22 protein-coding genes are annotated in these 25,775 nt (G+C 66.4%); 9 read left to right on the plus strand and 13 right to left on the minus strand.

Features of this window, described 5'->3' with window-relative positions:
• Window positions 1-87: 87 nt before the first annotated feature.
• The 4 genes from PX52LOC_RS11965 to PX52LOC_RS11980 form a co-directional block, all read right to left on the minus strand.
• On the minus strand, window positions 88-1,755 hold the full coding sequence (locus PX52LOC_RS11965) for a sensor histidine kinase (protein ID WP_149110315.1): 1,668 nt from the start codon (window positions 1,753-1,755) through the stop codon (window positions 88-90).
• Window positions 1,752-3,332 (minus strand): hypothetical protein, encoded by a 1,581-nt coding sequence (locus PX52LOC_RS11970; RefSeq protein WP_149110316.1) that lies wholly within the window; start codon window positions 3,330-3,332, stop codon window positions 1,752-1,754. Before PX52LOC_RS11970 ends, PX52LOC_RS11965 begins: the two co-directional genes overlap by 4 nt.
• A 100-nt stretch (window positions 3,333-3,432) precedes the next feature.
• Window positions 3,433-4,827 (minus strand): MBOAT family O-acyltransferase, encoded by a 1,395-nt coding sequence (locus PX52LOC_RS11975; RefSeq protein ID WP_149110317.1) that lies wholly within the window; start codon window positions 4,825-4,827, stop codon window positions 3,433-3,435.
• A 2-nt stretch (window positions 4,828-4,829) separates the two neighbouring features.
• Entirely contained in the window at window positions 4,830-5,915 is a 1,086-nt protein-coding gene (locus PX52LOC_RS11980) for a hypothetical protein (RefSeq protein ID WP_149110318.1), read from the minus strand.
• A 300-nt stretch (window positions 5,916-6,215) separates the two neighbouring features.
• Between PX52LOC_RS11980 and PX52LOC_RS41615 the strand changes: the two genes are divergently transcribed.
• The 8 genes from PX52LOC_RS41615 to PX52LOC_RS12020 all read left to right on the plus strand — a co-directional run bounded on the left by PX52LOC_RS41615 (window position 6,216) and on the right by PX52LOC_RS12020 (window position 12,788).
• The gene (locus tag PX52LOC_RS41615; protein ID WP_178132548.1) at window positions 6,216-7,337 is read left to right on the plus strand and encodes a DUF6263 family protein; all 1,122 of its coding nucleotides are present in this window, start codon (window positions 6,216-6,218) and stop codon (window positions 7,335-7,337) included.
• Between the two features lie 65 nt (window positions 7,338-7,402).
• Window positions 7,403-8,269, plus strand: a complete 867-nt coding sequence (rfbD, locus tag PX52LOC_RS11990; protein ID WP_149110319.1) for a dTDP-4-dehydrorhamnose reductase — start codon at window positions 7,403-7,405, stop codon at window positions 8,267-8,269.
• 110 nt (window positions 8,270-8,379) lie between these two features.
• Window positions 8,380-8,892, plus strand: coding sequence for a DUF1579 domain-containing protein (locus PX52LOC_RS11995; protein ID WP_149110320.1), 513 nt, complete (start codon window positions 8,380-8,382; stop codon window positions 8,890-8,892).
• 148 nt (window positions 8,893-9,040) lie between these two features.
• A complete protein-coding gene (locus tag PX52LOC_RS12000) occupies window positions 9,041-9,271 on the plus strand; it encodes a FeoA family protein (protein ID WP_149110321.1) in 231 nt (76 codons plus the stop codon).
• Window positions 9,271-9,498: a FeoA family protein gene (locus tag PX52LOC_RS12005; protein ID WP_149110322.1), complete on the plus strand. Its 228-nt coding sequence runs from the start codon at window positions 9,271-9,273 to the stop codon at window positions 9,496-9,498. Before PX52LOC_RS12000 ends, PX52LOC_RS12005 begins: the two co-directional genes overlap by 1 nt.
• Before the next feature lie 9 nt (window positions 9,499-9,507).
• On the plus strand, window positions 9,508-11,682 hold the full coding sequence (gene feoB / locus PX52LOC_RS12010) for a ferrous iron transport protein B (protein WP_149110323.1): 2,175 nt from the start codon (window positions 9,508-9,510) through the stop codon (window positions 11,680-11,682).
• A 4-nt stretch (window positions 11,683-11,686) separates the two neighbouring features.
• Window positions 11,687-11,863: a FeoB-associated Cys-rich membrane protein gene (locus PX52LOC_RS12015; RefSeq protein ID WP_149110324.1), complete on the plus strand. Its 177-nt coding sequence runs from the start codon at window positions 11,687-11,689 to the stop codon at window positions 11,861-11,863.
• Between the two features lie 7 nt (window positions 11,864-11,870).
• Complete coding sequence (locus PX52LOC_RS12020) at window positions 11,871-12,788, plus strand: galactose-1-phosphate uridylyltransferase (RefSeq protein WP_149110325.1); 918 nt, start codon at window positions 11,871-11,873, stop codon at window positions 12,786-12,788.
• On the opposite strand, the gene PX52LOC_RS12025 is transcribed toward PX52LOC_RS12020, so the two are convergent.
• The 7 genes from PX52LOC_RS12025 to PX52LOC_RS12055 all read right to left on the minus strand — a co-directional run bounded on the left by PX52LOC_RS12025 (window position 12,774) and on the right by PX52LOC_RS12055 (window position 23,926).
• The gene (locus tag PX52LOC_RS12025; protein ID WP_149110326.1) at window positions 12,774-14,258 is read right to left on the minus strand and encodes a WD40 repeat domain-containing protein; all 1,485 of its coding nucleotides are present in this window, start codon (window positions 14,256-14,258) and stop codon (window positions 12,774-12,776) included. The genes PX52LOC_RS12020 and PX52LOC_RS12025 overlap by 15 nt on opposite strands.
• Before the next feature lie 4 nt (window positions 14,259-14,262).
• Window positions 14,263-16,716, minus strand: coding sequence for a DUF4340 domain-containing protein (locus PX52LOC_RS12030; RefSeq protein ID WP_149110327.1), 2,454 nt, complete (start codon window positions 16,714-16,716; stop codon window positions 14,263-14,265).
• A gap of 27 nt (window positions 16,717-16,743) precedes the next feature.
• Complete coding sequence (locus tag PX52LOC_RS12035) at window positions 16,744-18,849, minus strand: Gldg family protein (RefSeq protein WP_149110328.1); 2,106 nt, start codon at window positions 18,847-18,849, stop codon at window positions 16,744-16,746.
• A 31-nt stretch (window positions 18,850-18,880) separates the two neighbouring features.
• Window positions 18,881-20,638, minus strand: a complete 1,758-nt coding sequence (locus tag PX52LOC_RS12040) for an ABC transporter permease (protein ID WP_149110329.1) — start codon at window positions 20,636-20,638, stop codon at window positions 18,881-18,883.
• A 38-nt stretch (window positions 20,639-20,676) separates the two neighbouring features.
• Window positions 20,677-21,060 (minus strand): hypothetical protein, encoded by a 384-nt coding sequence (locus tag PX52LOC_RS12045; RefSeq protein ID WP_149110330.1) that lies wholly within the window; start codon window positions 21,058-21,060, stop codon window positions 20,677-20,679.
• Between the two features lie 33 nt (window positions 21,061-21,093).
• Window positions 21,094-22,041 (minus strand): ABC transporter ATP-binding protein, encoded by a 948-nt coding sequence (locus PX52LOC_RS12050; RefSeq protein WP_149110331.1) that lies wholly within the window; start codon window positions 22,039-22,041, stop codon window positions 21,094-21,096.
• Window positions 22,042-22,225: 184 nt separating this feature from the next.
• Window positions 22,226-23,926, minus strand: coding sequence for a hybrid sensor histidine kinase/response regulator (locus PX52LOC_RS12055; protein ID WP_149110332.1), 1,701 nt, complete (start codon window positions 23,924-23,926; stop codon window positions 22,226-22,228).
• Between the two features lie 183 nt (window positions 23,927-24,109).
• Between PX52LOC_RS12055 and PX52LOC_RS12060 the strand changes: the two genes are divergently transcribed.
• Complete coding sequence (locus tag PX52LOC_RS12060; protein WP_149110333.1) at window positions 24,110-24,964, plus strand: alpha/beta hydrolase; 855 nt, start codon at window positions 24,110-24,112, stop codon at window positions 24,962-24,964.
• 53 nt (window positions 24,965-25,017) lie between these two features.
• On the opposite strand, the gene PX52LOC_RS12065 is transcribed toward PX52LOC_RS12060, so the two are convergent.
• On the minus strand, window positions 25,018-25,206 hold the full coding sequence (locus PX52LOC_RS12065) for a hypothetical protein (protein WP_149110334.1): 189 nt from the start codon (window positions 25,204-25,206) through the stop codon (window positions 25,018-25,020).
• A 15-nt stretch (window positions 25,207-25,221) separates the two neighbouring features.
• Complete coding sequence (locus PX52LOC_RS12070) at window positions 25,222-25,773, minus strand: Uma2 family endonuclease (protein ID WP_168218938.1); 552 nt, start codon at window positions 25,771-25,773, stop codon at window positions 25,222-25,224.
• Window positions 25,774-25,775 lie beyond the last annotated feature (2 nt).

A 25,775-nucleotide genomic window follows, 5' to 3' on the forward strand; every position in this document is an offset into this window, starting at 1 on the left:
GCCGGATCGCAGCCCATTTTGCATTTTTCCTTGGTCCGAGCGATGCAGTGGCCGGACCAAGGAAAAATGCAAAATGGGCGATCGGAATCATTCTGCCGGAAATACCACGCGGAACGTCGTCCCCTTCCGCACCTCGGACTCGATGCCCACGGTCGCGTGGTGGTGGTCCAGCACCATCGCCACGAAGGACAGCCCCAGGCCCATGCCGGCACTGTAGCCCTCGTAGAGCGCGTTGTCGCGCTTCGTCGTGTAGTGTGGCTGGAGGCACTTTTGCCGCGTCACCTCGGTCATGCCGATGCCGTTGTCGCGGACGTCCAGCACGATGCGGTCGGCCTCGCGGCGGACCGTCAGGTGAATCTCGCCCTTCCACCCGGCGGCGGCGAGCAACGCCTGCTTGCGGTCGGTCGCGTGGCGGGCCTCCTCGCGCAAGAAATTGCGCATCTCGAACGTAGCGTCGCGGGCGTTGAACAGCAGGTTCTCGATGGCTTGTTGCAGGTGCGACACGTCGCCGGTGATGACGACGGGTTCGGCCGGCACGTCGGCGGTGATCTTCAATTTCCACTTGTCGCGGCCCATGTCGGTCCACGTCTTCGCCGAATCGCCCACGAGGGCCGCGAGGTCCAACTTCGTCACCTCGGCGTTCGCCGGGTCGCGGCGGACCGTCTTCAAGATTTGTTGAAGGCGTTCCGTCACCGTGCCGAGCGTGGACTTCACCTCGTGCAGCATCCCCTCCTGATCGGGTGACAGGCCGTTGACCTCGATGCACCGCGAGAGCAGGTCGTTCGGCCGGACGAGGAGGTTCTTGATGTTGTGGGCGTAGCTGCCGGCCATGATGCCGATGCTCGCGTAGAGTTGCGACTTCATCTCCAGGGTCATCTTCTCGGCCTCGGCCGCGCGACGTTGCAGGTCGGACGTCTCGAGCTGCTTGCCGAGCAGTTGGGCATGGAGTTGCTGCTGAATCCGTGCGGCCTCGTCCTGCCGGCGCTGGGCCTGAAGGAGTTCGAGTTCCTGGTGTTCGATCTCGGCCACGGTTGTCAGGCGGTCGAGCTCTCGGCGGTGCTCCCGCCGCAGGAACCGCGTGACGAACAAGATCGCCAGGGCCGTCGCCGTCAGCAGCAACATCCCGGCGATGAGTGACATTTGCTGCCGCTCTTGCTCGAGGCGTTCGAGCTTGTTGAAGGCGTGCAGGCGGTACTCGCAGCGGATGACGGCCCGGTCGTCGTTGAACGGGCGGTACTCCAAGACGCGCAAGCTGTCGCGGCTTTGCCGGATCGGCTTCGGCACGGCCGATAGCCAGGTTAGCGCGTCCGGCTCGGGCTTCGGCGAACCGGGCGGCGGGGCGAGGACGACTTCCAGCCGGTAGATTTCCGGGAACAGCGGCAGTTGGTTCACGTAAGCCCGCGTCGGCTCGACGAGTGACCGCATGTGTTCGAGCACTTCGGCCCGCTTCGTCTCCTGCCGCCGCGGGTCGCCGACGCCGGTGGGGTCGTCGGCACGGGCGTGGGCGTACTCCTTCACCAACTCCGGCAGCGTCTTGCGGAAGTTTCGCGACTCGTCGATCCACTCGCGGACGGCCGCCCGGTCGGACTCTTCCGACCAACTCGCCCGCTCGTGGAGCAGCCACGAGAGCCAGCCGACGAGGACGGCCCAAATGATCACGACCGGGGCGAGGCCGCCGACGTACTTCCACACGGCCCGGCGGGCGGGCAGGGCGATGGCCTGGAAGGTCGATTCCGACAGGGGGCGATGCGTCACGGCGTGCCACTCCCGGTTTCCACCCGCGAGGTGCGGTTCAGCGGTCGCGTGCCGACGAGCTGCCAGCCGCGCCGCTGACTCCGCCGCCACACTTCGAAGGCCGCTTCCGGCAGGCCGGCTTCGTCCTCGTCCTCGAACTTCGGCCGCACCAAGCAGACGTACTCGCCCCGGCCGCCGAACCGATTGCCGGTGTCGTCGAAGACAGCGGGTTGAAGTTTCCGCAGCCGTGCGGCCAACTCGTCGCCGCTCGCCACAATGGGTTCGGTCGCCGCCTCGCCGAAGGCGGCCCGGATCAGCGTCCGCACCATCTCGGAGGCATGGAGCACGTCCTCAGTGCTGTTCGGCGGGTCGAGGCGGAAGCCGCCCTCGACAGTCGGTCCGTCGTCCCACCCGATCGGGTTGCTGTGCGAGAAGAGGATCATCGGCACCGGCAACGAGCGGACCGGCCACGCGAATTCGCCGTCGCGGAGGATCGTGTTGACGCCCATGCCGTCGCCGTTGATCGCGACGATCTTACGGCCCAGTCCCGGCGAGGCCCCGCAGAGCGTCCGCAGCATCCGCCGGGCGGGGGCGGCCACCGTCGGCATGACGAGCAGCGACCGCTGCGGCGGCAGTTTGTGCAGTTCCTTCAGCATCGCGTCGGCCACCTCTTCCTCGCGGCGGTTCGGGTTGTAGTACCCGCCGACGCTGAACGGCACCTGCCACCCGGAGAGCGTGGGCGTCGGCTTCGGGCCGGTCGGCGAGTAGAGGATTTCGCGGAACTGACTGATGAGGTCGGCCGAGTACGGGTCGTCGTCCCAGTCCACGTAGAAGACCGTCGGCTTGATCGGCGCTTGCGTCGCGGCCAACAGCCCCGACCCGGCGGCGAGCAGCGCGTCTTCGGCGAGCAACCGCGGGCGGAGGTTCGGCGACTGCCAGAGGAAGTCGAGCATCGCCTCGGCCATCTGCTTGTTGTTGAAGCAGAAGCGGTAGGTGCGGCCCTCGTAGATGCGGAGCAGGTCGGTCGTCTGGCCGCCGGCCTCATCGGGGTTGTCCGACTCTTCGACGCCGGTGTGGACCTTCTCGGCACTCGCGTTGGTGATGAAGAACAGTGGTCGTTGGCCGAGCCAGTCGAGTTGGTGAGCGAGGGCGAGGGCCATGTCGCGGGCGCGGTCGCTGCTGCCGCCGCCGAAGATCGCGAGGGGGGCCGGGCTTCGCTGCGCGAGCAACCGGCACCAGTAGGCCGGCGAGTGTTCGCCGCTGAGCTTGTACCAGCGAATGCGGAGCGCGTGCGGCCGGTCGGCCAACCGCAGGACGACTTCCGGCACGGTCGCCGTCTGGTCGAGGAATGCGGCCGAGTCGTCCACGGTCAGGCCGGGGACCGCCCCGGCGGTCCGGCGAATGCCGGCGATGAACCGCTCCCAACTCGACCCGCTCGTGGTCGTGTTGAACCACGCGACCTCTTGATCGCCCTCAGGCACCGACCGCGGCGAGGCGTACTCGGTTGGCGCGAGGCCGGGGATGCGCACGCCGTAGACGATGAGCGCGAGCGGCGAACAGATGGCCACGATCAACAGCGGCCAGCGGAGTCGTTTCATGGAGACGTTTTAGTAGGCGAGCGGAGCGGCGTAAGCCGCCGGGTGAATGGCAACGATATTCACCCGGCGGCTTACGCCGCTCCGCTCGCCAAAATCGAACTCAAAATTGAATGTACAGGAACGTCTTCCCCACGCCGGGGCTGAACACCACCACCGCGGCCAGGCTGACCGCCGCGTTCGCCACCCGCAACGGTTCCCAATCGGCCTTCAGCGCCGGCAGCCGTTCGCAGAGTAACTCCCACCCGTGGCCGGCCATTCCCAGCAGCACAAGCAACGGCACAACGGCCGGCACGCCGCGAACGCCGTCCGTCACGCCGCAGATCGCCGCGAGCATCGTGCCACCGTCGGCCCAGGTCGTCATGCGAATGAGGATCAGCCCGAGCAGCAGTTGCGCGAAGGTCGCCGTCCACGCCAGCATCCGCCACGCCGCCGAACTTCGCAGCCGTCCCGGTGATCCCATCGCCCGGTGGACGGACATCAGCACGCCGTTGTAGACGCCGTAGACCAGCCACGCCCACGTCGCCCCGTGCCAGAGGCCGCAGAGGACGAAGATCGCCATGAGGTTGAAGTAGGTTCGCCCGGTGCTGCCGCGACTTCCGCCGAGTGGGAAGTAGAGGTAGTCGCGCAGCCACGTCGAGAGCGACAGGTGCCACCGCCGCCAGAAGTCGGTGATGCTCGTCGCCAGGTACGGCAGGTGGAAGTTCGCGGGGAGTTCGAAGCCGAACCACTTCGCGGTGCCGAGGGCGATGTCGGTGTAGCCGGAGAAGTCGCAGTAGATTTGCACCGCCCACGCCAGCACTGCCCATCGGCACGCCACCGGCGAAAACGCGGCGGGATCGTTGAAGACAGCCGAGACGAACAGTTGGTCGAGTTGGTCCGCGATCACCAACTTCTTGAACAGCCCGCGGGCGAACAGGAATATGCCATCGCGGATTTGCTCGGCACTTGGCACCGGCGGCGTGACCATTTGTGGCAGGAACTCGACGGCCCGCACGATCGGCCCGGCCGCCATCTGCGGGAAGAACGCCACGAAGAGGGCGTAATCGCGGAGGTTCGTCACCGCCCGAATTTGCCGGCGGTACACGTCCACGGTGTAGCTGATGCCCTGGAACGTGTGGAAGCTAATGCCGAGCGGCAGCAGGATGTCCCACGCCCGTGGGGGAACGTCGCCGCCGAAGAGAGTCACGAGGGCCGAGCCGCTGTCCCAGACGAACGCGGTGTACTTGAACGCGAACAGCAGGCCGAGGTTCGACACCACGCTGACGACCAGCCACCGCTTCCGCCGGCGTTCATCCGTCTCGGCGTCGATCTTCTTCGCGACGACGAAATCGACGACCGTGAGCAGCAGCAGCACCCAGAGGTAATACGGGCTGCAAATCGCGTAGAAGGCCCAACTCGCGGCGAGCAGGAACGTGTACTTCGCCGGCCGCCCGCGGAGCAGGTGGTAGCCGAGCAGAACGACGATCAGGAACAGGAAGAAAACTTTGCTACCCACGCTCACGGCCGGTCTCCTCCAGCCTGTGCCCGCACGCGGTTGTCGTCGAGCGTCGCCGGGCGGCCGATTTCGTCGAGCTTCGCCTTCAGCCACCGGGACAGCACCGTCGCCCCGACGCCGTTGAGGTGGATCGTGTCGGCAAAGCCGGCGTCGGTGATGCCGACGATGTCGCGGTGGGCACGGATCACGAGCAGGCCGTGGGCCGCTTCCTCCTCCGCGAGCAACTTCCGATACTCCGCGAACGCTTCCGGGTATTGCTTCTCCAGATCCTCCGTCACCGGCATGTCCACCAGCACCAGCGACACCGCGTTGTCACCCGCCCAGCAGATGAGCTTGTGCAAGTACGTGCGGTGCGAACCGGTCTTGTACTTGTTGAGAAACGCGAACGGGGGCAGCGTGCCGTTCGTCGCCTTGACGTGGTCGTACCGTTGCTCGACGAAACCGGCCGCTGGGGCGTAGCCGTCCTCGCCTCGTAGGGCGTCGGAATACCGGCGGAGTTCCTTCGCCTCGCGGGCCGATTCCGTGGATTCATCGAACTGAAGGGCCGCCCACATGCGGATGCCGTGACGGTATTGCCAGAGCGACGACACCCGCGACGCGCGGGCCAGGGCGTACTGCCGCAGCACCCACGCGCGAGAATCGGGCCGCGTCTTCGCCCACTCCACGGCGTCGCCGAACGTCATCAGCGAGGCCGGGCCGTGCGGTTCGTGGCGGCTGTCGTTCAAGTCGCTCGCGGTGATGCCGTAAACGAGCAACCGCGGCGGCGGTTGGCAGGCGGCCTTCACCGCGTGGAAGAATTCCGAGGTCGTGCCGCCCGGCAGGCCGAGGGCGTAGGCCGACGCCAGGGGTTCGCCCTGCCAGTTCGCCCCGACGATTTCGCGCGGGACGATCCCTTCGCTGACGACCGAACCGCCGACGAAGACCGCGTCCGGCCGGCGCTGCCGGCACGTCTCGACGCGCGCGGCGTAGTCGTCCGGCGAGTGCCGGTCCCAGGTGCGGGCCGTCGCGAGAACGGCAAGATCGAGGGCGACGAGCGCGAACAGGACCAGCAGAGGCCCCCGCAGGCGGCGCAACAGATTCGAGAGCATCGCGAACCTTCCGTGGCGGTCGATGCGGACTTCGGGCGACAGAATAAGCCGATTCGCGACTGCGGCGGAAGGGCAATCCGAAGATGAAGGGGTGAGCGGGTGAAGAGGTGAAGGGGTGAGAAGACCGGGTTCTTGCCGTTTCACCCGTTCACCTCTTCACCCGCTCTCCCCTTGAGTGCCTTTGGGAAGGGCCGTAACGGTTTTTCCGCCCCGCCCTTGCTTCCGCCCGCGGCCGGGGTAAAAAACCTGTCTTTCCCAGGACCGCCGGACGGCCGGCTGACAGAACGTGGAGATCGACGCGTGATCCGATATCGACTGTGGGCCGCTGCTCTGCTCGCGACGGGCACGACTTACCTCGCCGTCCAGACGCCCGCCCCGGCCCAGGAAAAGAAGGCCGAAACGCCGGCCGTGCCGGCACCGGCAGCCCCCACGCCTGCGGCTCCGACGCCCGCCGCTCCGGCACCCGCACCGGCGGCTCCGGCCACGCCGGCCGTGAACGCCGCCCGGTTCGAGACGAAGTTCGAGAAGGATAAGGCGTTCTACCAGGAAATTGAAACGGTCGTCCTGCAGACGATCAAGGTGCAGAACAACGCCGACCTGCAACAGCGGCAATCGCAGACGTTCTACTTCAAGTGGCTGCCGACGAACTTCGCCAACGACAAGTGGACCGTCAAACAGACCATCGAAGGCGCGAAGATGTCGATCGACATCGCCGGCAACAAGGTCGAGTACGACTCGACGAACACCGCCGCCGGCGGCGCGGCCGGCAACCCCGGCCTCGCCGACTTCTTCTCGAAGCTCGTCGGCACCGAGTTCACGATCACCTACAGTAAGGGTATGGTCGTCGAGAAGGTCGAGGGCAAGGACGACTTCATCAAGAAGCTCGGCGGCGTCAACCCGCAGATGGAAGCGCTCTTCAAGAAGATGCTCACCGACGAAGCCCTCAAGCAAATGACCGACCCGTCCTTCGGCCTGACCGCCGACAAGGACATCGCGGTCGGCGGCAAGTGGGACAAGAAGTCGAGCATCAGCGTCGGCCCGATCGGCTCCTATGACACGGTGACGACGTACACCTACACCGGCAAGAACACGGCCGGCGCGAACGCCGCGGACAAGGAACTCGAGAAGGTCGACGTGGCCACCACGATGACCTACAAGGCCCCGGCCGCCGACCAGAGCGAAGGCTTGTTCTTCAAGATCAAGGGCGGCGAACTGAAGACCGAGCCGTACAAGGCCGGTGAGAAGGTGAACGACGTGCTGTACAACGCGAAGACCGGCCGGGTGGAGCGGTCCACGCAGGCGGTCAAGCTCGTCGGCAAGTTGAACGTCACGATGGGCGGCGTGGACACGACCATCGACCTGTTCCTCGAACAGACGACGACCGCGAAGACCGGCGACACGAGCTTCATCCCGAAGAAGTAAACGCCACAAGCGAAGTGCAATCACCGGCGGGACGAACCCGCCGGTTTTCGTTTCGGGAGGAGCACATGAAGACTCTCGTCCTCGGCTCGGCCGGGCAACTCGGCCGCGATCTCGTCCCGCTCCTACCGGGAGAAGTTGTTCCGCTCACGCGGGCGGATGCCGACTTCGCGAAGCCGGGCAGCCTTGCGGCGGTCGTGAAACAGCACGCTCCCGACGCGGTCGTGAACTGCGCCGCTTACAATCTCGTGGACAAGGCCGAGGTGGAACCGGACGTGGCCTTCGCCGTGAATGCGTGGGGCGTGCGGGAACTCGCCGCCGCTTGCTGCGATGCGAACGCGAAGCTCGTCCACGTCAGCACCGACTACGTCTTCGGCCTCGACGCTTCCCGCGACAAGCCGTTCACGGAAGACGACGCCCCCGGCCCCGTCAGTGTCTACGGCCTCAGCAAGCTCGCTGGCGAGTACGTGGTTCGCGCGACCGCACCGAAGCACATTGTGGTTCGCACCTGCGGTCTCTACGGCGTGTGGGGCAGTGGCGGCAAGGGCGGCAACTTCGTTGAGACGATGCTCCGCGTCGCTGGTCAGGGGAAGCCGTTGCGGGTCGTGAACGATCAGTTCTGCACGCCGAGTTACACGAAGGACGTGGCCGCGATGATCGCCGGGCTGATGGCCGCCGACGCCCACGGCCTGTTCCACGCGACGAACGCCGGTTCTTGCACCTGGTACGAGTTGGCCGCGGAAATCTTCCGGCAGGCAGGCGTGACCGCCGACCTCTCGACGATTCGCACGGCTGAGCGCAACGACCCGGCGAAGCGACCGCCGTACAGCGTACTCTCAACGGCGAAGCTCGCGGCCGTCGGTGTGCCGGCCCCGCGGTCGTGGCAGGAAGCGCTCGCCGCGTACTTGAGCGAGCGAAAGAACCGGCAGGTCTAGCCGCTACTGAGCTACTCTTCTTGTTCCCGTCGCGTTACAAACTCTCCCAATCTTCGGGGACCAACCTTCGGCACGGTGCCTTCGCGTTTGCCCCGACGTGGAGAGTGTCAATGAAGTTGCTGCAATCCGTCTGCCTGCTCGCCCTTGTCATGACCCCGGCCGCCCGCGCTCAGGAAGGGCCGAAGCCCGGCCCCGAACACGAGATGCTGAAGAAGCTGGAGGGGAACTGGGACGCGACCATGAAGTTCGGCGGGGCCGAGTCGAAGGGGACGATGGCGTACAAGATGGAAGTCGGCGGCCTGTGGCTGGTCGGCACCTTCAACGGCGATTTCGCCGGCAGCAAGTTTGCCGGCAAGGGCCTCGACACCTACGACGCGGGCAAGAAGAAGTTTGTCAGCATCTGGGTGGACAGCATGTCCGCGTCGGCCCTGAACATGGAAGGCACCTACGACAAGGACAAGAAGACCCTCACGATGACCGGCCAAGGCTTGGGCATGGACGGCCCCGCCACGAAGTTTAAGAGCGTCTCCGAAATGAAGGACGACGACAACATCCTCTTCAGCATGTACATGGGCGACACGAAGGAGCCGAGCTTCACGATCACCTACAAGCGGAAGAAGTAACGGGCCGCCCGTTACCGCTGCCGACCCGGGAACGCCGTTCCCGGGTCGTTTCGTTTCGTCATCTTCGAAAAGTATCCCAGGCCGCTTGACACACTCGCGTGCCTGCCGATAATGGCTGAGACGCAATCTCAACAAGCGGTGGCACGCGATGCTGATGCCCCTGGACATGCTGCGAGCTGGCGAACACGGTGAAGTTGCCGAGGTTTCCGGCGACCCCGCGTGGGTCCACCGACTCGCCGAACTCGGCCTGCGGGAAGGCTCGCGGTTGTGCGTCGTGCAACCGGGCACGCCGTGCTTGTTGCAGGTGGCGAACGGTCGGCTCTGCCTCCGCGGGTCTGAGTGTTCGCAAATCCTCGTCCGGCCCGTGTGCGGAACCTGATGCCCACCCTCAACGACCTGAAGCCCGGACAGTCGGCCGAGATTCTTTCCATCGGCGGCGCTCCGGCCCTCGTGCAACGGCTCTACGAGTTCGGCCTGTTCGAAGGCGAGACGGTCGAGTTCCTGACGACCGCCCCGCTCGGCGACCCGATCGAAATTCGGGCCGGCAACACCCGCCTCAGTCTGCGGAAGGCCGAGGCCGCGGGCGTGCAGGTCCAACCGAAGTAACGCCCTCCCATGACAGCCAAGCCATTCATCGTTGCCCTGGTCGGGAACCCGAACGCGGGCAAATCGACCCTGTTCAACGCCCTGTCCGGCCTTCGACAGCACGTCGGCAACTACCCCGGTGTGACCGTCGAACTCAAGAAGGGCAGCACCACCATCGGCGGCCGGCCGGTTGAACTGATCGACCTGCCCGGCACGTACAGTCTCGCCGCCCGCAGCCCGGACGAGATGGTCGCGGTCGATCTGCTGTTGGGCCGTTGCCCGGAGGAACCGCGGCCGGACGTGATCCTGGCCATCGTCGATGCGTCCAACCTCGAACGCCACCTGTATCTGACGACACAACTGATGGAACTCGGCACGCCGGTCGTGCTGGCCGTGAACATGGTGGACGTGGCGAAGAAGCAGGGCATCGCGGTCGACGTTGAGAAGTTGTCTCAGTCCGCGGGCTTGCCGGTCGTCGCGATTCAGGCGAACACCGGGGCGGGGTTGGACAAACTCAAGGCAGCACTGGCGGAAGCGGCGGGTCAAAAATCGCCGACGCTCGCCGTCTTGCCGCCGGTTATCCACACCGAGGCGGACGCCCTGCACCAGACCTACAACGGCGACCTGCCGCCGTTCCTCGCCCGCCGGCTGTTGCTCGACGTGGGCGGCTACGCCGAGAAGTGGCTGACCGAGAAGCACGGGCCGTCGCTGAAGGCGACGCTCGATTCCGCCCGGCAACGGTTGATCGACGCCGGCCACCCGATTCCGGCGGCCGAGGCGAAGGCCCGGTACGGCTGGATTCGCCAGGTCGCGGCCACCGCCGTCACGAAGCCGAGCGTGCGGGCCGTCACCGCCACGGACAAACTCGACAAGGTGCTGACGCACAAGGTCTGGGGCACGCTGATCTTCCTGGCGGTCATGTTCTTCGTCTTCCAGGCGATCTTCGTCGCGGCCGACGTGCCGATGGGCTGGATCGACGACGCCACCGGTTGGGTCGCGGGCGGCGTCGAGTCGGCGATGTCCGCCGGACCGCTGCGGTCGCTGCTCGCCGACGGCGTGGTGAAGGGCGTCGGCGGCGTCATCAAGTTCCTGCCTCAGATCCTCTTCCTGTTCGGCTTCATCGCCGTCCTCGAAGACTGCGGGTACATGGCCCGCGCGGCGTTCCTGATGGACAAGGTGATGAGCCGGTGCGGGCTGAACGGGAAGTCGTTCATCCCACTGCTCTCTTCGGTGGCGTGCGCCATCCCCGGCATCATGGCGACGCGGGTGATCGAGAACCGCCGCGACCGCTTCGCGACGATCCTGGTCGCGCCGCTGATGAGTTGCTCGGCCCGCTTGCCGGTGTACAGCCTGCTCATCGCCGCGTTCCTGACCAAAGACCGCCCGTTCTGGCTGCCGGGGCTGATGCTGTTCGCCATGTACCTGATCGGCTTCGTCGTCGCGCCGCTGGTCGCCTTGCTGTTGAAGCGAACGCTGTTGCGGGGCGACACGCCGGTCTTCGTAATGGAATTGCCGCAGTACAAACGGCCGTCGCTGCGGCTGATCGTCCGCCGCATGATCGAGGCCGGGTGGGCGTTCGTCCGGCGAGCCGGGACGATCATCCTCGCGTCGATGGTCCTCATCTGGGCGCTGCTCTACTTCCCGCACACGGATGCCGCCGGGCAGAAGTACGAGGACCGCATCGCAGAAGTGTCGGAACAGGCAGAGAAGGCCGCGGTCGAAGAAGAGAAGGAAAAGCTGGAGCAGCAGGCCAACGAGATTCGCGGCGAGTGGAAGCGGAATTCGCTGCTCGGCCAGGCGGGTTTGGCGATGGAACCGGCCTTCCGCCCGCTCGGCTGGGACTGGCAGATCGGCGTCGCCGTGCTCGCCAGTTTCCCCGCCCGCGAGGTGATCGTCGGCACCCTGAGCATCTTGTACGACGAAGGCGACGCCGACGACGAGAAGCAGGAACGCCTTCAGAACAAGATCGCCAGCCGGTGGGCCGACGACCCCGTGCGGAGCAAGTACGGCGTGCCGGTGGCGTTGTCGGTGATGGTGTTCTTCGCGCTCTGCTGCCAGTGCGCGTCCACCTTGGCGGTGATCCGCCGTGAGACGCGGAGCTGGTGGTGGCCGGCCTTCACGTTCGTTTACATGACGGCCCTCGCCTACGTCGCGGCGCTGGTCGTCTTCCAGGTCGGCCGCGTGATCGTCGATGCCCTGGGGTGATCCGATGGACGGACAACTCGCGGTCGTGACAATCCTTTTGCTGCTCGCGGGTGGCTACGTACTCCGCGCGACGTGGCGGGCCGTCCGCGGCACGCCGGGCGGCTGCGCGTCGGGATGCGGCAAATGCGCCCCGGCCGACGAGCCGAAGCCGGGCCGCGTCTCGCTGCCGCAAGTAAAGTAACCGGCAGATGACTTCCTCCGAATACCGCCGCTGCCCCGTGACCGGCCGCACGGTCGTCCTCGCCCCGCGGCGGGCGGAACGGCCGATGGAACTCCGTCACGCCGAACCGCACCACCGCAACCGCGTTTCGGGCGGCCACTGCCCGTTCTGCCCCGGGTCGGAAGCCGAGACGCCGCCGGAACTGTTTGCCATTCGCGACGAAGCCGGTTGGCAACTCCGCGTCGTGCCGAACAAGTTCCCGGCCGTCGATCCGAAATCGGGGGCGTTCGGCTTTCACGAAGTGCTGATCGAGTGCTCCGAACACTTCGCCAGCCCGACCGACCTGAGCAACGCCCAGTTCGCGAACATCTTCACCGCCTACCGCGAACGCCTACTCCACCACGCGGCCGACCCGCGGATCGCGTCGGTAAGCGTCTTCAAGAACGTCGGGGCCGAGGCCGGGGCATCGCTTGCCCACCTGCACTCGCAACTGGTCGCGCTGCCGTTCGTGCCGGAACCGCTGCAACAGGAATTAGCGGCCACGGACTGCCGCCACTGCGGCGGGCACGACCCCACTCGTGTCGTGGCCGAGTCGCCGCACTTTATCGCCGTCTGCCCGTACGCGCCGCGGTTCGCTTACGAGATGTGGGTGTTGCCGAAGGACCATCGGCCGCGGTTCGAGACGATTTGCGAAGTCGAAGAACTGGCGGCGTTGATGAAACAAATCCTGACCGCTCTCGACCGCGTCCTGAACTTCCCGGCCTACAACTGGGTGCTGCACACCGCACCGCGGGGCGACTTCCCGTACTTCCACTGGCGGTTCGAGGTCTTCCCGCGGCTCAGCCGGGTGGCCGGGTTCGAGTGGGGCAGCGGCGTGTTCATCAACGACGTGTTCCCGGAGCGGGCCGCCCGCGAACTCCGCGACGCAATCCTACGGGGCCAGTAATCGGTCCATCGGCCACAACTTCACGACGCCCTCGACACCGGTGGTGGCCAGCGTCCGCCCGTCCGGCGACACGGCCAGGCACGCGATCGGCCCGAGGTGCCACGCGAAAGCTGCGACGGCCGCGTGCGTGACGGTGTCGAAGACGACGAGGCGTTCGCCGGCCGCGACGAACAGGTGGCGTTCGTCGGCGGAGAGGGCCATTGCCCGGATCATCGTGGGATGGTTCTGGTAGCTCGCGACGGGGATTTGATAGAGCGAAAACGACCCGCCGTAATTTTCCGCTTTGAGGTCGTAGACTTCGAGGTCGTTGTGCCGGCCGACGAATACTGTCTGCGTTGACTCGTGGTACGCGGCTCGGACGAGTTGATAAGTGTGGGATTCCGCTCGGCTAATTATCCGGTATGCTACGCGGGCGATCTCCTTCAGCGATTCCGAAGAATGAAATCGAACACCTTCCGTTGTGACGAGGCACACGAAACGGGCGCTCGGATGGGTTGGCGGAGTGAGCCAAAAGCCACTGTCGATTGGTACTTGTTTCAGCAAGTTTCCTTCCGGGACTGATACGAGGATCAAGTCCGATAGGGCGTTGTCGAAGATGAGTTGGCTTCCATGAAGCGATGTCGAAAAGGCTGGAGCGATGAGGGCGTCGCAAGCGAGTTGACTATAGGGTTTAGAGTCGTCGCGTCGAAAGATGACTGTACCGGGATGACTAACCGAGGGTTCACTGAGAACGACGCTTTCGTTGTGAGGACCCGCGAATGCCAGATACGGGGTTGTTCCGATCTCATCCCGGGCCAGTTCGTGCCGCTGAACTCCGCACGGGTTTTGCAAATCCCACGCACTGACTGGCCCGCCATACTCCACCGCGGCGACCCACTGCCCATCTCGACTAAACGCCACCGCTTGAAACGGGTTTCGCACCGCGTGTAGCCAGCCGCCGCGGTTGTCGCGCAGGGCGTCGTCGCCCGCTTCCTCGCGGCGGTCGTGGCAGGGGCCGCAGGTTTCGCCCATCCAGCCGAGCGATTCCGGCGTGCCGGTCGCGCCGCAGCCGCAGACGGCAATCCAGTCGATCTGCGGCTCGCCTGCGGTCGGCAGGAATCGCTGGTAAAGGTGTTGCGGGTAGCAGTGCCAGAGCGGCGGGCGGCGGGCGAGTTCGGACTTGTCGAGCAGTACCTTCGACGTGTCGTGTTCGATGCGGCGGCCGCGGAGGACGACGTGCTTGCGGCCGATGTGGTCGGTCCACCACGCGGCGACGAGCTGCGTGCCCGGCACGCCGCCCTTGCCGCCGCGGAACAGGTCGAAGCCCTCGGGCGACGCCCCCACTTGGCGGGCGAACTTCCGCCACTTCGCCGGGTCGTCCTTCAACAACCGCGTGCGGCACCGCTTGTTGGCCGCGTCGGCCGCATCTGCCAGCCGCTCGGCGATCTCGCCGGGCGACGGGTCGATCAGGATGGCCTCGAACTTGAGCATGGCGTCACTTGAAGAACGCCTGCGGCTTCTCCTTGAACTCCTTCAGGCCGGTCGCCGGAATTGTGAACACGTCGCCCTTCTTCGTGATCGTCCAGCCGAAGTACATCGCACCGCCGTCGTACTCGTTGGCGAGCGTCACCGCGAGGTCCGGGTGGCCCTCGATCTGGAACTTGATTTCCAGCGTGTTCACGGCGTTCGTCAGGTCGAAGCCCTGTTCCGGCTTGAACCCGCCGGGGACGTAGTTCACCGCCCGCGGGGCCGTGAGCGTGGCCAGGAAGATTTCCATCTTCGCCGGGTCGATCGTCCCTTTCTCGCCGGCCGGCTCCTTCACCACCCACCCGCCGGCGGTCCGCTCGAAGCGGTACTTCGTCGGCTGCTTGAGGGCTTGCTTCCAGCCGGTCAGTTCGATCGCCTTCACCTTCGCCGGGTCGATCTGGTACAGCAGGCGGTCGCGGAAGTCGTCGTTCTGCAACAGCACGAAGAACTGGTTGGACACCGTCACGACCAGCGGCCGCGCGTTCGTACGGAGGTAGACGAAGTTCTTGTCCTCGGCCTCGTTGCCGAACTCGAAGGTGCGGTCCGGCTCGGCCGGCGTGTCGAAGCCGACGACGACCTTGATCCGCGGGTTCGCCCCCAGGCCGTACTTCGCGAGGTCGGCGTCCGCCGGGGCCTCGGCCACCACGCGGGTCGCGTTCATAATCGGCAACCGGCCGACGCACTCCATCACCTTGCCGGCGTCGGCGGTCTGGCCCTTCAGGCGGTCCGGCGACAGGTACTTCCACTGGTCCGCGTGGGCCTTGCCGTCGCTCTCGACGGTGAAGGTTTCGCCGCCGCGGACGATGGTGAGCTTTTTCACGGTGTTCGTCGGGAACGGCTTCAGGCCGCCGTCCACGTAACCGAGGCGGTCGCGGGTGAGCGTCGGCAGGGCCGCTTCCGGGAACTTCATGTCGGTGCGGATGCCGTCGGCCGTGATGCGGCGAACGTAGACGATGTCGCCCTCCTTCTTGCCGACGATGATCGTCACCGACGGCTTGCCGTCGCCCTTCAGCTTCGGCTCGGGCGGCATCTTCGCCGGGTCTTTCTCCGGGGCGGGTTTCTCAAGCCCGTCGTACCAGAGCTTGATCTCGGCCTTCTTCTCCGCGCCGGCGAACACGGCGTCGTAGGGGGCCGTCAGCACTTCCTTCGCACCCCGCGGTTGTGTCAGCGTTGTCAGAAGGGTCTGCACTGTGACGGCCGCCAGTTGCGGGTCGTTCGGGCCGCCGTACAGCAGCCACTTGGAATCGGCGGGCGTCGGGACGCGGCGGAGGTGCGCTACGGACGGGCCGACCGTGAGGTCGATGGCGTCGATGGCGAACTGCTTGGTCGAGGGGACGAGCGTGCGGTCGCGGAGGGCCGACGGGTCGGTGGCGACGGCCGCGAGGGCGGCGACCCGTTCGGGCACGGCCGACGCCTTCGCCACCACCGTGTCGGACGCGAGCTTGCAGTAGAACTTGTCGGTCTTGTCATCGACGCGCTTGCCGACGAGCAGCACGTCGGCCGGACCGCTTGTCGGCTTTACTTCGAGCCGCAGCACGTCCTTGTCGGCCGGGTCCAGGCCGTACTGGGCGAGCGGGCCGGGCTTCTCGATGAAGTCGTCGGCCGCGGCAACCTGCAGCGCCGTGAGGGCGTTGACGAGCGGTCGCACGCCGGTGAAGGTCGCGGGCGGGGCCTTCGGGTCGCCTTCGAGGTCGGCCACGCCGTAGCCGGCCGGGGTGGCGAACGTCCACTCGCCGGTGCCGGGGTTGCGGACGAGCTTCGTCTCATGGCCGGCCTTCGAGAGCGCGACCGACTCGGCTTCCGCCATCAGGTCGATTTCGCCCTTGAAGAACGCCCGCTGCCGGTAGTCGGCGAGCCAGCGAGCCTTTTCCCACGACTTGCCGGCCTTGTCGTCTTTACTTCCTGTGTCGGGGCGGAAGAGGCCGTCGATGTCGCCGCGGAGGACGGCGACCGGCGTGTTCGGACGGGTGCCGGTGGTGACGAACGTGATCGCGTTGCGGCCGAGGGTCGTGTCGCCGATGTTCAGGGTGGCCGCCTTGGTGCCGGCCTTGAGGGTGACGCTGAGGCCGGGCTTGTCGAGGCCGTGGACGGTCTTGTTGTCGGTCACGTCCTTCGACGGCGTCGGCTTGACGGCGAGTAGATCGGCGATGATCTTCCGCACCACGAAGGCGTCGGCCCGACCGCGGCCCGGTTCGGTCACGTCCCAATGGGTCTTGTCGGTCCGCGTGAGGACGATCTTCCCCTCGGTCGGCTCGGACCGCACGAGTTCGACCGTGTCGATGTCGTCGGGCGTCACGCCGGCCAGCGGCTGAAGGAGGATTTCGCCGGCGTCGGGGGTGTTGTCGAGCAGCACCGTGACGAGCAGGCCGCCGACCGCGAACAGCAGGACCGCGAACAGAATCCAGGCCAGTTTGAAGTTCATCGCCAACCCTTACGGAATCGAGTGCGGTTACGTGCGGCGGACGACCCAGACGCCGGCGGCCAGCCCCACGATGGCCAGCACGAGGACGCCGAACGGCAAGAACAACAGCCGCATCGCGTCCATCTTGGCCGGCGGGGTGTAGAAGCCGTACTGCTTGTTCGCCACGTCCACGACCGGGCGGTCGCGGAGCCAGTCGACGCCGGCGGCGACGAACCGGAACGCCGGGTTGTCGCCCCGCCGGGCGGCGGCCGCCGCGTCGTTGAACAGCTCGCCCGCCCCCACGACGATCAGCCGCGGCTTCTCGCCCTCACTGGCGATGGCCGCGAGCGGGACCGGGGCGACCGAGACTTTTTTCTTGGTCATCGTCTCCCGCTGGTTCGCCTTCGCCATCGCCATGAACTTCCTCAGCGTCTGGTCGGGGTCGGGCTGCGGTTCGGTTTCCTGCCACGTGTAAAATTCCCGGCCGCCGAGCGTCTCAATGAGGGGAATCGTTTGAACGGCGGGGTTGCCGTTCGGGAGGACTTCCAGCGACCGGATGTGCGACAGCACGACCGGGGCGAGTCGGGCGGCCGGCGGGAGCGACAGGGCGACGGGTTGCCCGGCCGCCTGCAACTCGGCCGACGCGAAGCCGAGGACCGTGTCGGCCCCGAACTGCTCGCCCGGCGGCGGGTTGAACAGGAACGCCGGGGTGAGTTGGACGTTGAACCCCTTCAGGAGTTCTTCCATCCCCGTCGGCTGGACACCGTCGCCGTTCGGCGTCGGGTGCGGGGCGCTCAGGACGAAAAGTTTCCCCTGCTTCCCGTTCGGCCGCGGCTCGGTCATGAACTTCTGGAGGGCGTCGGCGAGTTCTTTGCTGAGCGGCAGCGTCGGGTCGGCGACGACGATCACGGATGCGTCGTCGGGCAACTTGCCGACCTTCGGGTCGAACGGCAACGGCTCCACCTGGAGGTTCATCTTCTCGAGGTAGGTCTTCAACTCCGTTGCGGAGCGGTCGGGGGCCGGGCGGCGGCCCGCCGCGACGATGGAGAGTTCGCCGTTGCTCTGGGTGAAGTAGACCGTGGACTTGTTCTTGCCCTCGCTGAGGAACAGCAGTTCGCGGACGAGGCGAGTTTCCCCCTCGTAGAAGATCCGCGGCGGGCCTTCGCCCTCGGGGTTCTCTTGGCGGACCATGTCCGAGTCGCGGACGGACGAGTACCGCTTTTCGTCTTCACCGAGGGCCAGGATCATCGCGACGTTGCCGAAGTCCACGGCCGGGAACTTCACCCGCAACTTCTGCAACTCGGCCGGACCCGTCCCCCGGCCGACGTTCCGCATGATGAAGTTCGCCGGATTGACTTCCTGGCACGCGGTCAAGAGCGCCTGCGTCTCGTCCTGTCCGCTCTGTTGGATGTTGCCGAAGCTATAGACCGTCACCTTCTCGGTGAGGTCGCGGACGTACTGTTCGGTCGCCGGGCTGATCGTGTAGTAACCGGTCTGCGTCGTGTCGAGGCGGTTCGGCAACCGCACGGCGACGAACCCGTTGACCAGCACGAGGGCGCCGAACAACAGCAAGCCGGTGACGACGACGCTGGTGCCGTAGACGAGGCGGCGGGCCGTCTGGTTGTGTCGCTCTTCTTGGCGAGCCGGTTGGGCGGCGAGGAAGGCCACGCCGGTGCCGACGAGGAACACGAGGGCCGGGACGATGACCCGCCACAGGTCGCGTGTCTTGATCGGCTTGCGGTTCAGCCAGTTCGCGAGCAGTTGATACTCGTCGATGACGAACCAGACGCCGAGGGCCATGAGCAGGAGGCCGGTCAAACCGCCGGCGAGCAACAGCAACACTCGATCCCGACCGGCCGGGTTAGCCGACAGCCACAGGCCGCCGCCGAGCGAACCGATGATGCCGACGGCCGCGAGGGCCAGAACGACGATGTACGTCGGCCGGTTCACGTCGGTCGCGGCCAGCACGGCCTTGTCCGCCTCGGCTTTCTCCTTGTCGTCCTTACCCGCGTCCGTAACCGGGGCGGCGGGCGGGACGGCGAGCTTGTAGCCGCACCACGCGGCGGGCACGACCCACAGCGCGGCGAGCGCGAACAGCAGCGCCGCCACGTTGACGGGCATCGCCCGCGGTTCGGTCGTCGGGGAGGAACTCATCAAAACCACCTCGTGCGCAATACCGGGGACTTTAGCCCCACTTCCGCGATTCCAACGACTTCACCGTGAGGAACAGCCAGAACACCGCCAGCGACCCGTGCAGGACGAGGTCACGGACCATCAACTGCCCGCTCGCCGCCTGTTCCCAAGTGCTCCAGTACGACGCGATCGACAGAGCGTTCAGCAGTTCGCGGATGGCCCCTTCGCCGACCCGCGTGAAGTACGTGTACCAGTACAGCGACAGCATCAAGAGCATGGCCATGAACGTCAGCACGGCCGCGATGATCTGGTTCTTCGTCAGGCTGGAGAAGAACAGGCCCATCGCAACGAAGCCCATGCCGCACACGCCGATGGCGATGTACAGGCCGAGCAGCGGCCGGTAGTCGAACGCCTGCCCGCCCTCGAACCGCAGGCCGAGCAGGTACAGGCCCATTGGCAACCACGTCAGCATGTAGAAGAACCACGACCCGAGGAACTTGCTCAGCACGATCGTCCACTCGCTCACCGGGGCGGTGATGAGGACTTCCATCGTGCCGCTGCGGCGTTCCTCGCTGAACAGCCGCATCGTCAGCGCGGGGATGAGGAACACGACGGCGATCGGTCCGAGGAACGTGCCCGGCACGAACGCTTGCAGCACAGGTTCCGGGAACGGTCGCGGGCCGGTCGGCCCCGCTCGGAGAATGACGCCGAGGAACAGCCAGTAGCCGATGAACTCGATCACGGCCATGCCGAGCAAGACGACGTAGGCGATCGGCGAGTAGAAGTAGCTGGCCAGTTCCCGGCGAGTCATCGCGATCAGAGGGCTGTCGGAGACGAGGCCGAGCGAGAACGCCAGATACACGAGGCCGAGGCCGCCGAGCAAGAGGCCGTGCGGCACGAGGAACGGTTTCGGCGACGGTAGGGCGAAGGTGTTGACCGACGCCGCGACGAACACCCCGGCGAACCCGAGGCCGAGCAACGCCAACCCGCCACGGAGCCACGCCGGCAGGTTCCTGTTCAACCCGCCCCACGCCGCCACGCCCACGCAGAACAGGACGATGGCCCCGCGAGCGAGCGTCTTCCAGGGGTCGAGAACTTGGTAGGCGTTCTTCAGCGCCGGCGGGCCTTCGTACAGGATCGTCGGGAAGACCGCACGGCCGAGGGCGTACAACAGTGCCGCCCCGCCGAGAACGCCGAGGGCGGACGCGACCAGGAAGCCGGGGCCGTCGCCGGTGTCCACCCGCGACAAGAACGCCATCACGAAGCCGAGGCCGAGCAGGCCGTACAGCACGCCGGGGCCGACGATCGTGTCCGGCAGGATGACAGCCAGCACGACAGTGCCAATGCTGAGAACGGTGCCAGCAATCAAGAGCGCCTGGAGGCCGAGGCGGACGTGCCAGTCGTCGGTTTCGTGCCGGAGGGCGGTGGTGGTGAAGACGAGGCCGAGGAAGCCGAGTAGCGGAGCCCACGCGAGAGACTTCACAAGGGGCACACGATCACCGCCGAACTGGGCGAGGGCGATCGAGACGCCCATCACGGCGAGCAGTGCGACGCCGATCCAGAAGTACGCCCGGCGGATTTCGAGGGAGCCGTCGCGGAGGGCGTGGTAGAACATCGCCAGCAGGCCGGCGGCCGTCATCATGTACGCCCACGACACCGGGATCATCCGCGGGCTGGACTGGCTGAACGCGATGACGATGATGCCGAGGACGGCGAACCCCGCGCCCGCCAGACCGACGATCTGCGTGAAGCCGGGTTCGTCGGTCCGTTCTTCCGAGGGGGCTAATTCGGCCGACCGCAGTTCGCTCATGGATGCCTCAATATCACGCTAAAACGAAACTCGGCGGGTTACGGACTCCCGGTTGCCGCGCCAGGCTTGGCGTCGGCGGGTAGAGGCCGCCGCAAACACTCGGGCGGCCAACTCTGGCACCGCCTCACCCGCACCAACCCGCCGCTAGAGAACACGCCCCGGTGCCCGGTCACGTCTGGGTCAAACGCCGCCTCCAGCAAGGCGTACCCGCCGAGCGATGTCCGCCGCTCACGCATGTCTTGCGTGGCCTCCACCGCGAGGGCGTTGGCAGAGATCGAGAACAGGGCGTCGTCCCCGTGTAAATACAGGGCGTTGCCCTCGAACTCGAACACCAAGTAGCCGATCACCCGCACTAAGCGTCCGCGGAACCGCTCGGGGTCGGCGATCAGGCGGACGAGCGACACGTCTAACGGCTCGTCCACCCCAGAAGCCCTCACTTGCCGAACAAATCGTTATCACTCGCCTCGCATCGCCGACCGCATGTAGATGTCTTCGAGCTTCTCGCGCCGCTGTTCCAGCCGGCGGATCGGGTGGCCCTTTTCGTGCAACCGGCCGGCCACCTTCTCGCGCACGTCCAGTCCCGGCTCGGCGTGAACCTCGAAGGCGGCGAAGCCTTCGGCGGGTGCCTCGGCCGTGATCGGCTTGATTTCCAACACGCCGTTGATGCCGAGGAGTAGCGGTTCGAGTTGCGCCGTCGTGCCGCGGGCTTCGACGACCACCGTCGGCACGCTCGCGGCAATCGCCGAGAGTTTGCCGTCGAACTTGATCCGCCCGCGGTTGATGATGATGACGCGGTCGCACACCTTCTCTACGTCCGGCAGGTGGTGACTGCTGAACAGCACCGTGTGCTGGCCGCCGAGTTCCTTCACGGCCTTCAGCGTCTCCTCTTGCTGCACCGGGTCGAGGCCGGAGAGCGGTTCGTCGAGGATCAGCACCTTCGGGTCGGCGAGCAGGGTGTCCGCGAGGCCGACCCGTTGGCGGTAGCCCTTCGACAGCGTGCCGAGCAAGCGGCGGCGGACGCCCTTGATGCGACAGCGGTCGAGGCAGTAGTCGATCCGCTTCGTGCGCGTGGTGCGGTCCACGCTCTTGAGCTTCGCCCGGTATTGCAGGTATTCTTCGACCCGCATCTCCGAGTACAGCGGCACGCTCTCGGGGAGGTAGCCGAGGTGCTTGCGAACGTCGTCCGACTGGTACATCACGTCGAACCCGTTCACGCGGGCGTAGCCGGAACTGGCGGGCAGGAACGTGGTGAGCACCCGCATGGTGGTGGACTTACCGGCCCCGTTGTTGCCGAGGAAGCCGACGAGTTCGCCGGGGGCGACTTCGAAGTTGATCCGGTCGACGGCCACGACGGGGCCGTAGTTCTTCGTGAGGTCTTGAACCTGAATCGCCGGCTGCGTCATGGGGGTGTCCGCGTCCGCCCTGGGAGGGTCTTAGTGCGAAACTATGTTAGGACGGATGAGCGAGGTGACAAGCCGAGGGGCCGATGTGGCGGGCATTAGTCGTGTCGATGGGTCCGCGACGAAGCCCACTGCCGGCGGCGGCGGGCTCAGTCGATTTGATGGGCCGGGTGATCGAGGCACGACCCTACGAAACTGCGACTTCGCGCGTGACCTTCCGCACGGCGGCCAACAGGTCCGGCGGGAGGAACGGCTTCTTCACGAAGTGCGTCGCCGACTCCGGCTCATACTGCGGCTGAGGGTAGCCAGAGATCAGCACGACCGGCAGGTCCGGCCGGGTGGCCCGCAGGCGGTCCATGACCTTCCGCCCGCTCAGCCCCGGCAGCACCATGTCGGTGACGAGCAAGTCGATGTTCCGCACCGCCCGTGCGAGGCGAACGGCCTCGTCGCCGGTGGCGGCCTCGATGACGCCGTAGCCGACCGACTCCAGCACGACCCTTGCGATGGCCCGCACGCTCTCGTCGTCGTCCACCAGCAGCGCCGATTCGCCCGCGTGCGGGATGGTGCGGTTCGCCGTGCGGTCGTCCTTCGACGGCATCGCCGGGAAGTAAATGCGGAACACCGTCCCCAGGTCCGGCTCGCTGTCGGCCTCAATGTGGCCGCGGTATCGCTCGACGATTTCGCGGACCGTCGCGAGCCCTTGCCAGACGTTCGCGTTCGGCTTGACGGCCCGCATCGGGTCGTCCGTCCCGCGGCCGTTGTCGGCAACCGTCAGACAGAGGTACCGGCCCGAGGGACGGTCGGTGGGCCAGCCGGCACGACCGGGGTCAACCGTGACGGCCGACGTGCGCAGGCCGACGACCCCGCCGGACCGCAGCGCGTCGCGGGCGTTCGTCACGAGGTTCACGATCACCTGCTCCAAGTGGCCGCGGTCGGCCCAGACGGGCGGCAGGCGGTCGCCGGGCGAAATGACGCACGCGATCCGCGGCCCGGCGATGGCCCGCAGGAACGGGTCAAGGTCCGTAACAACGCTGCTCAGATTCACCGCGACGGGCGGCGATTGGGTCGGCTTCGCGAAACTCAGTGCGCGGGTCGTGAGGGCGGCCGCGTGCTGGGCGCAGGCCCGGATGACGCCCGCGTAGGCGTGGCCGGGATCGGTCGGCGACAGGCATCCTACCAACAAGTCCGCGTTCCCGCCGATGACCGCGAGCAGGTTGTTCAGGTCGTGGACGACCCCCGCCGCCACCCGGCCGAGCGTTTCCAGTTTTCGCGACTGTTCGCTTCGCACGTCCGCCTTCGGCTCGTCGATCGGCACGGCCACCGGGATGTCTTGCGGCATCAGTTGGTAGACGCACACCACGCCGCCGCCGGCGTCCACGGCCATCGACACCAACACGGGAATGCGGCGGCCGTCGCGGTGGTAGCGATCGGTGGCGAATTCCCGCACGCGAACGCCGGCCGTGGCCCGCACGAACTGCCGGGTGTGTTCCGTGAAGCGGTCCGGCGGCAGGAAACTCGGCGGCCGGCCGACAACCTCTTCGGAGGTCCAGCCGAAGGTCTCCGTCGCGGCGTCCGACCAGAAGACGATCTGCCCGCTGGCGTTCAGCGCGACGATCGGGTGCGGGATCACGGCCACGATGTCGGCGAGCAGTGCCCCGTCGGCGGCCGGCCCGAACACCTCTGACCGGAGGTAGTGGTCGGTTGGCTGGTCCTCGCTCAGCGGCCGGGTGTCGGGCCACGCCACGGTTCGCGGCGTCTCGGTTTGGATCACCGTCTCCGCGGCCATCGGCGGCATCGGGCTGAGCGGTGCGGGGGTTCGCACGGTGAGATCGGCCCACTTCGGGGCCATCAGCGGTTTCGGCCAGGCGGTCGGCACGATCGAAGGCATGGGAAGAGACTCCACGTCGAAAGGCGATGGTGGTTCGGTTCCCTTCCCCTCAAGGGGGAGGGAATGTGATTCGGCCCGCGATTCGGCGGCCGACCGTTGAACCGGGGCCGCGGGCGTGATACGCTGTCCGCTCACCCCCCCGATCGCCGGCCCCTCCCGCGCGTCTTCACGAAAGGTTGTCGAATGCGTTTCGCGATCCTCTCGGCCGTTCTCTGGGCGTCCACCCCGGCGACCTTTGCCGCCGACGCCTACACCCTGCCCCCGGAAGCGACCCTGAAGGCCGACGTGCCGAAGGGCACGATCACCGCCCACAAGTGGGAGAGCAAGGTCTTCGACGGCACGTCGCGCGACTACTGGGTGTACGTGCCGGCCCAGTACAAGGCCGAGACGCCCGCGTGCGTGATGATCTTCCAGGACGGCAGCGGCTACCAGAACCCGACCGGCGGCTACCGCACGCCGATCGTCTTCGACAACCTCATTCACGCCGGCGAGATGCCGGTCACGGTGGGCATCTTCATCAACCCCGGCACGTTCAAGGACAAGCGGTCGAACCGGAGTTTCGAGTACGACACGCCGTCACCGCAATATGCGACGTTCTTGGAGAAAGAGATTCTGCCGGAGGTCGAGAAGACGGTCAAACTTCGGCACGACGCGGCAAGCCGTGCGGTCTGCGGGATTAGTTCCGGCGGCATTTGTGCGTTCACCGCCGCGTGGGAGCGCCCCGACCTGTTCAGCAAGGTGCTTTCGCACGTCGGCAGCTTCACGAACATCCGCCACGGCGACGTGTACCCCGGTCTCATCCGCAAGACCGAGCGCAAGCCGATCCGCTTCTTCCTGCAAGACGGCTCGAACGACCTGGACAACCTGCACGGCCACTGGCCGCTGGCGAACGTCTCGATGACGGCGGCGCTGCGGTACAAGGACTACGACTACAAGTTCGTCTACGGCGACGGCGGCCACAACAGCAAGCACGGCGCGGCCCTCCTGCCCGACTCGCTCCGCTGGCTGTGGCGGGATTGGAAGAAGGAGGCGAAATGAGAACGCTCCTCGCATTGCCGCTGACGACTGCGGCCGTGGCTTAGGACATGCTGCTACGCGATTGGACCGACGCCGCTGAGCGTGCTGATGTTTGACCCGACCAGCCGCTTGTCCGGCGTGTTGCTACCGCTGGCGAAGGGCGAGATGTCGCACCTCGGCTGGGAGGGCGAATCGCTGATCGTGTGGATCGGCGAGCAGAAGTACACGCGGAAGATGAATGCGACCGGGAAAGTAGCAACCACCCAATGTCCACCCGTTCAGGCGAAGAAATCGGCGATCTGGCAGGTGAAACCCGGCAGAACGTCGGCCGCATCGAGCGTGTCGGTCGAATCGAACTCGACGCCGCGGAGCGTGCCGGCGTAGACGGTCACGGTTTGCGGGTCGGGGTCGACCAACCAGACGATGCGAACGCCGTTGGCGAGGTACTCTCGAACCTTTTCCCGCACTCTCCCACGGCGGTCACTCGGAGACAACACTTCGACCGCCAAGTCGGGCGGAATCTCGAACCATTCGTCGGGTAGATCGGGGTGCCGGGTAATGCTGTAGAAGGAAACGTCCGGGCCGCGCACGGTGTCCGGATCACGTTCCAGAACGGTGCCGGATTCCGTCACAACCCACCCCAGCCGATTGGTTTTGACGAATCCACCGAGGAGGATGGCGATGTTCGCCTGAACGAAACCGTGACGGCCTTTGGTTGGTGGCATGGTAACAATCACTCCCCGCACGAGTTCCTGTTTCGAGCCATCAACCAGATCGGGCATCTTGCTGAACTCTTCGGCCGTAATCAGCTTCGCCGCGGTCGCCGACATCT

This window comes from Limnoglobus roseus (assembly GCF_008254045.1).
Lineage (GTDB): Bacteria > Planctomycetota > Planctomycetia > Gemmatales > Gemmataceae > Limnoglobus > Limnoglobus roseus.

Coding starts and splice junctions, on each gene's coding strand:
- PX52LOC_RS12050 (WP_149110331.1), bottom strand. CDS start 22,041: ATGACGCAGCCGGCGATTCAGGTTCAAGACCTCACGAAGAACTACGGC.
- PX52LOC_RS12055 (WP_149110332.1), bottom strand. CDS start 23,926: ATGCCTTCGATCGTGCCGACCGCCTGGCCGAAACCGCTGATGGCCCCG.
- PX52LOC_RS11995 (WP_149110320.1), top strand. CDS start 8,380: ATGAAGTTGCTGCAATCCGTCTGCCTGCTCGCCCTTGTCATGACCCCG.
- PX52LOC_RS11970 (WP_149110316.1), bottom strand. CDS start 3,332: ATGAAACGACTCCGCTGGCCGCTGTTGATCGTGGCCATCTGTTCGCCG.
- feoB (WP_149110323.1), top strand. CDS start 9,508: ATGACAGCCAAGCCATTCATCGTTGCCCTGGTCGGGAACCCGAACGCG.
- PX52LOC_RS11980 (WP_149110318.1), bottom strand. CDS start 5,915: ATGCTCTCGAATCTGTTGCGCCGCCTGCGGGGGCCTCTGCTGGTCCTG.
- PX52LOC_RS12040 (WP_149110329.1), bottom strand. CDS start 20,638: ATGAGCGAACTGCGGTCGGCCGAATTAGCCCCCTCGGAAGAACGGACC.
- PX52LOC_RS12035 (WP_149110328.1), bottom strand. CDS start 18,849: ATGAGTTCCTCCCCGACGACCGAACCGCGGGCGATGCCCGTCAACGTG.
- PX52LOC_RS12070 (WP_168218938.1), bottom strand. CDS start 25,773: ATGTCGGCGACCGCGGCGAAGCTGATTACGGCCGAAGAGTTCAGCAAG.
- PX52LOC_RS12025 (WP_149110326.1), bottom strand. CDS start 14,258: ATGCTCAAGTTCGAGGCCATCCTGATCGACCCGTCGCCCGGCGAGATC.
- PX52LOC_RS12000 (WP_149110321.1), top strand. CDS start 9,041: ATGCTGATGCCCCTGGACATGCTGCGAGCTGGCGAACACGGTGAAGTT.
- PX52LOC_RS12005 (WP_149110322.1), top strand. CDS start 9,271: ATGCCCACCCTCAACGACCTGAAGCCCGGACAGTCGGCCGAGATTCTT.
- PX52LOC_RS12060 (WP_149110333.1), top strand. CDS start 24,110: ATGCGTTTCGCGATCCTCTCGGCCGTTCTCTGGGCGTCCACCCCGGCG.
- PX52LOC_RS12020 (WP_149110325.1), top strand. CDS start 11,871: ATGACTTCCTCCGAATACCGCCGCTGCCCCGTGACCGGCCGCACGGTC.
- rfbD (WP_149110319.1), top strand. CDS start 7,403: ATGAAGACTCTCGTCCTCGGCTCGGCCGGGCAACTCGGCCGCGATCTC.
- PX52LOC_RS12015 (WP_149110324.1), top strand. CDS start 11,687: ATGGACGGACAACTCGCGGTCGTGACAATCCTTTTGCTGCTCGCGGGT.
- PX52LOC_RS12030 (WP_149110327.1), bottom strand. CDS start 16,716: ATGAACTTCAAACTGGCCTGGATTCTGTTCGCGGTCCTGCTGTTCGCG.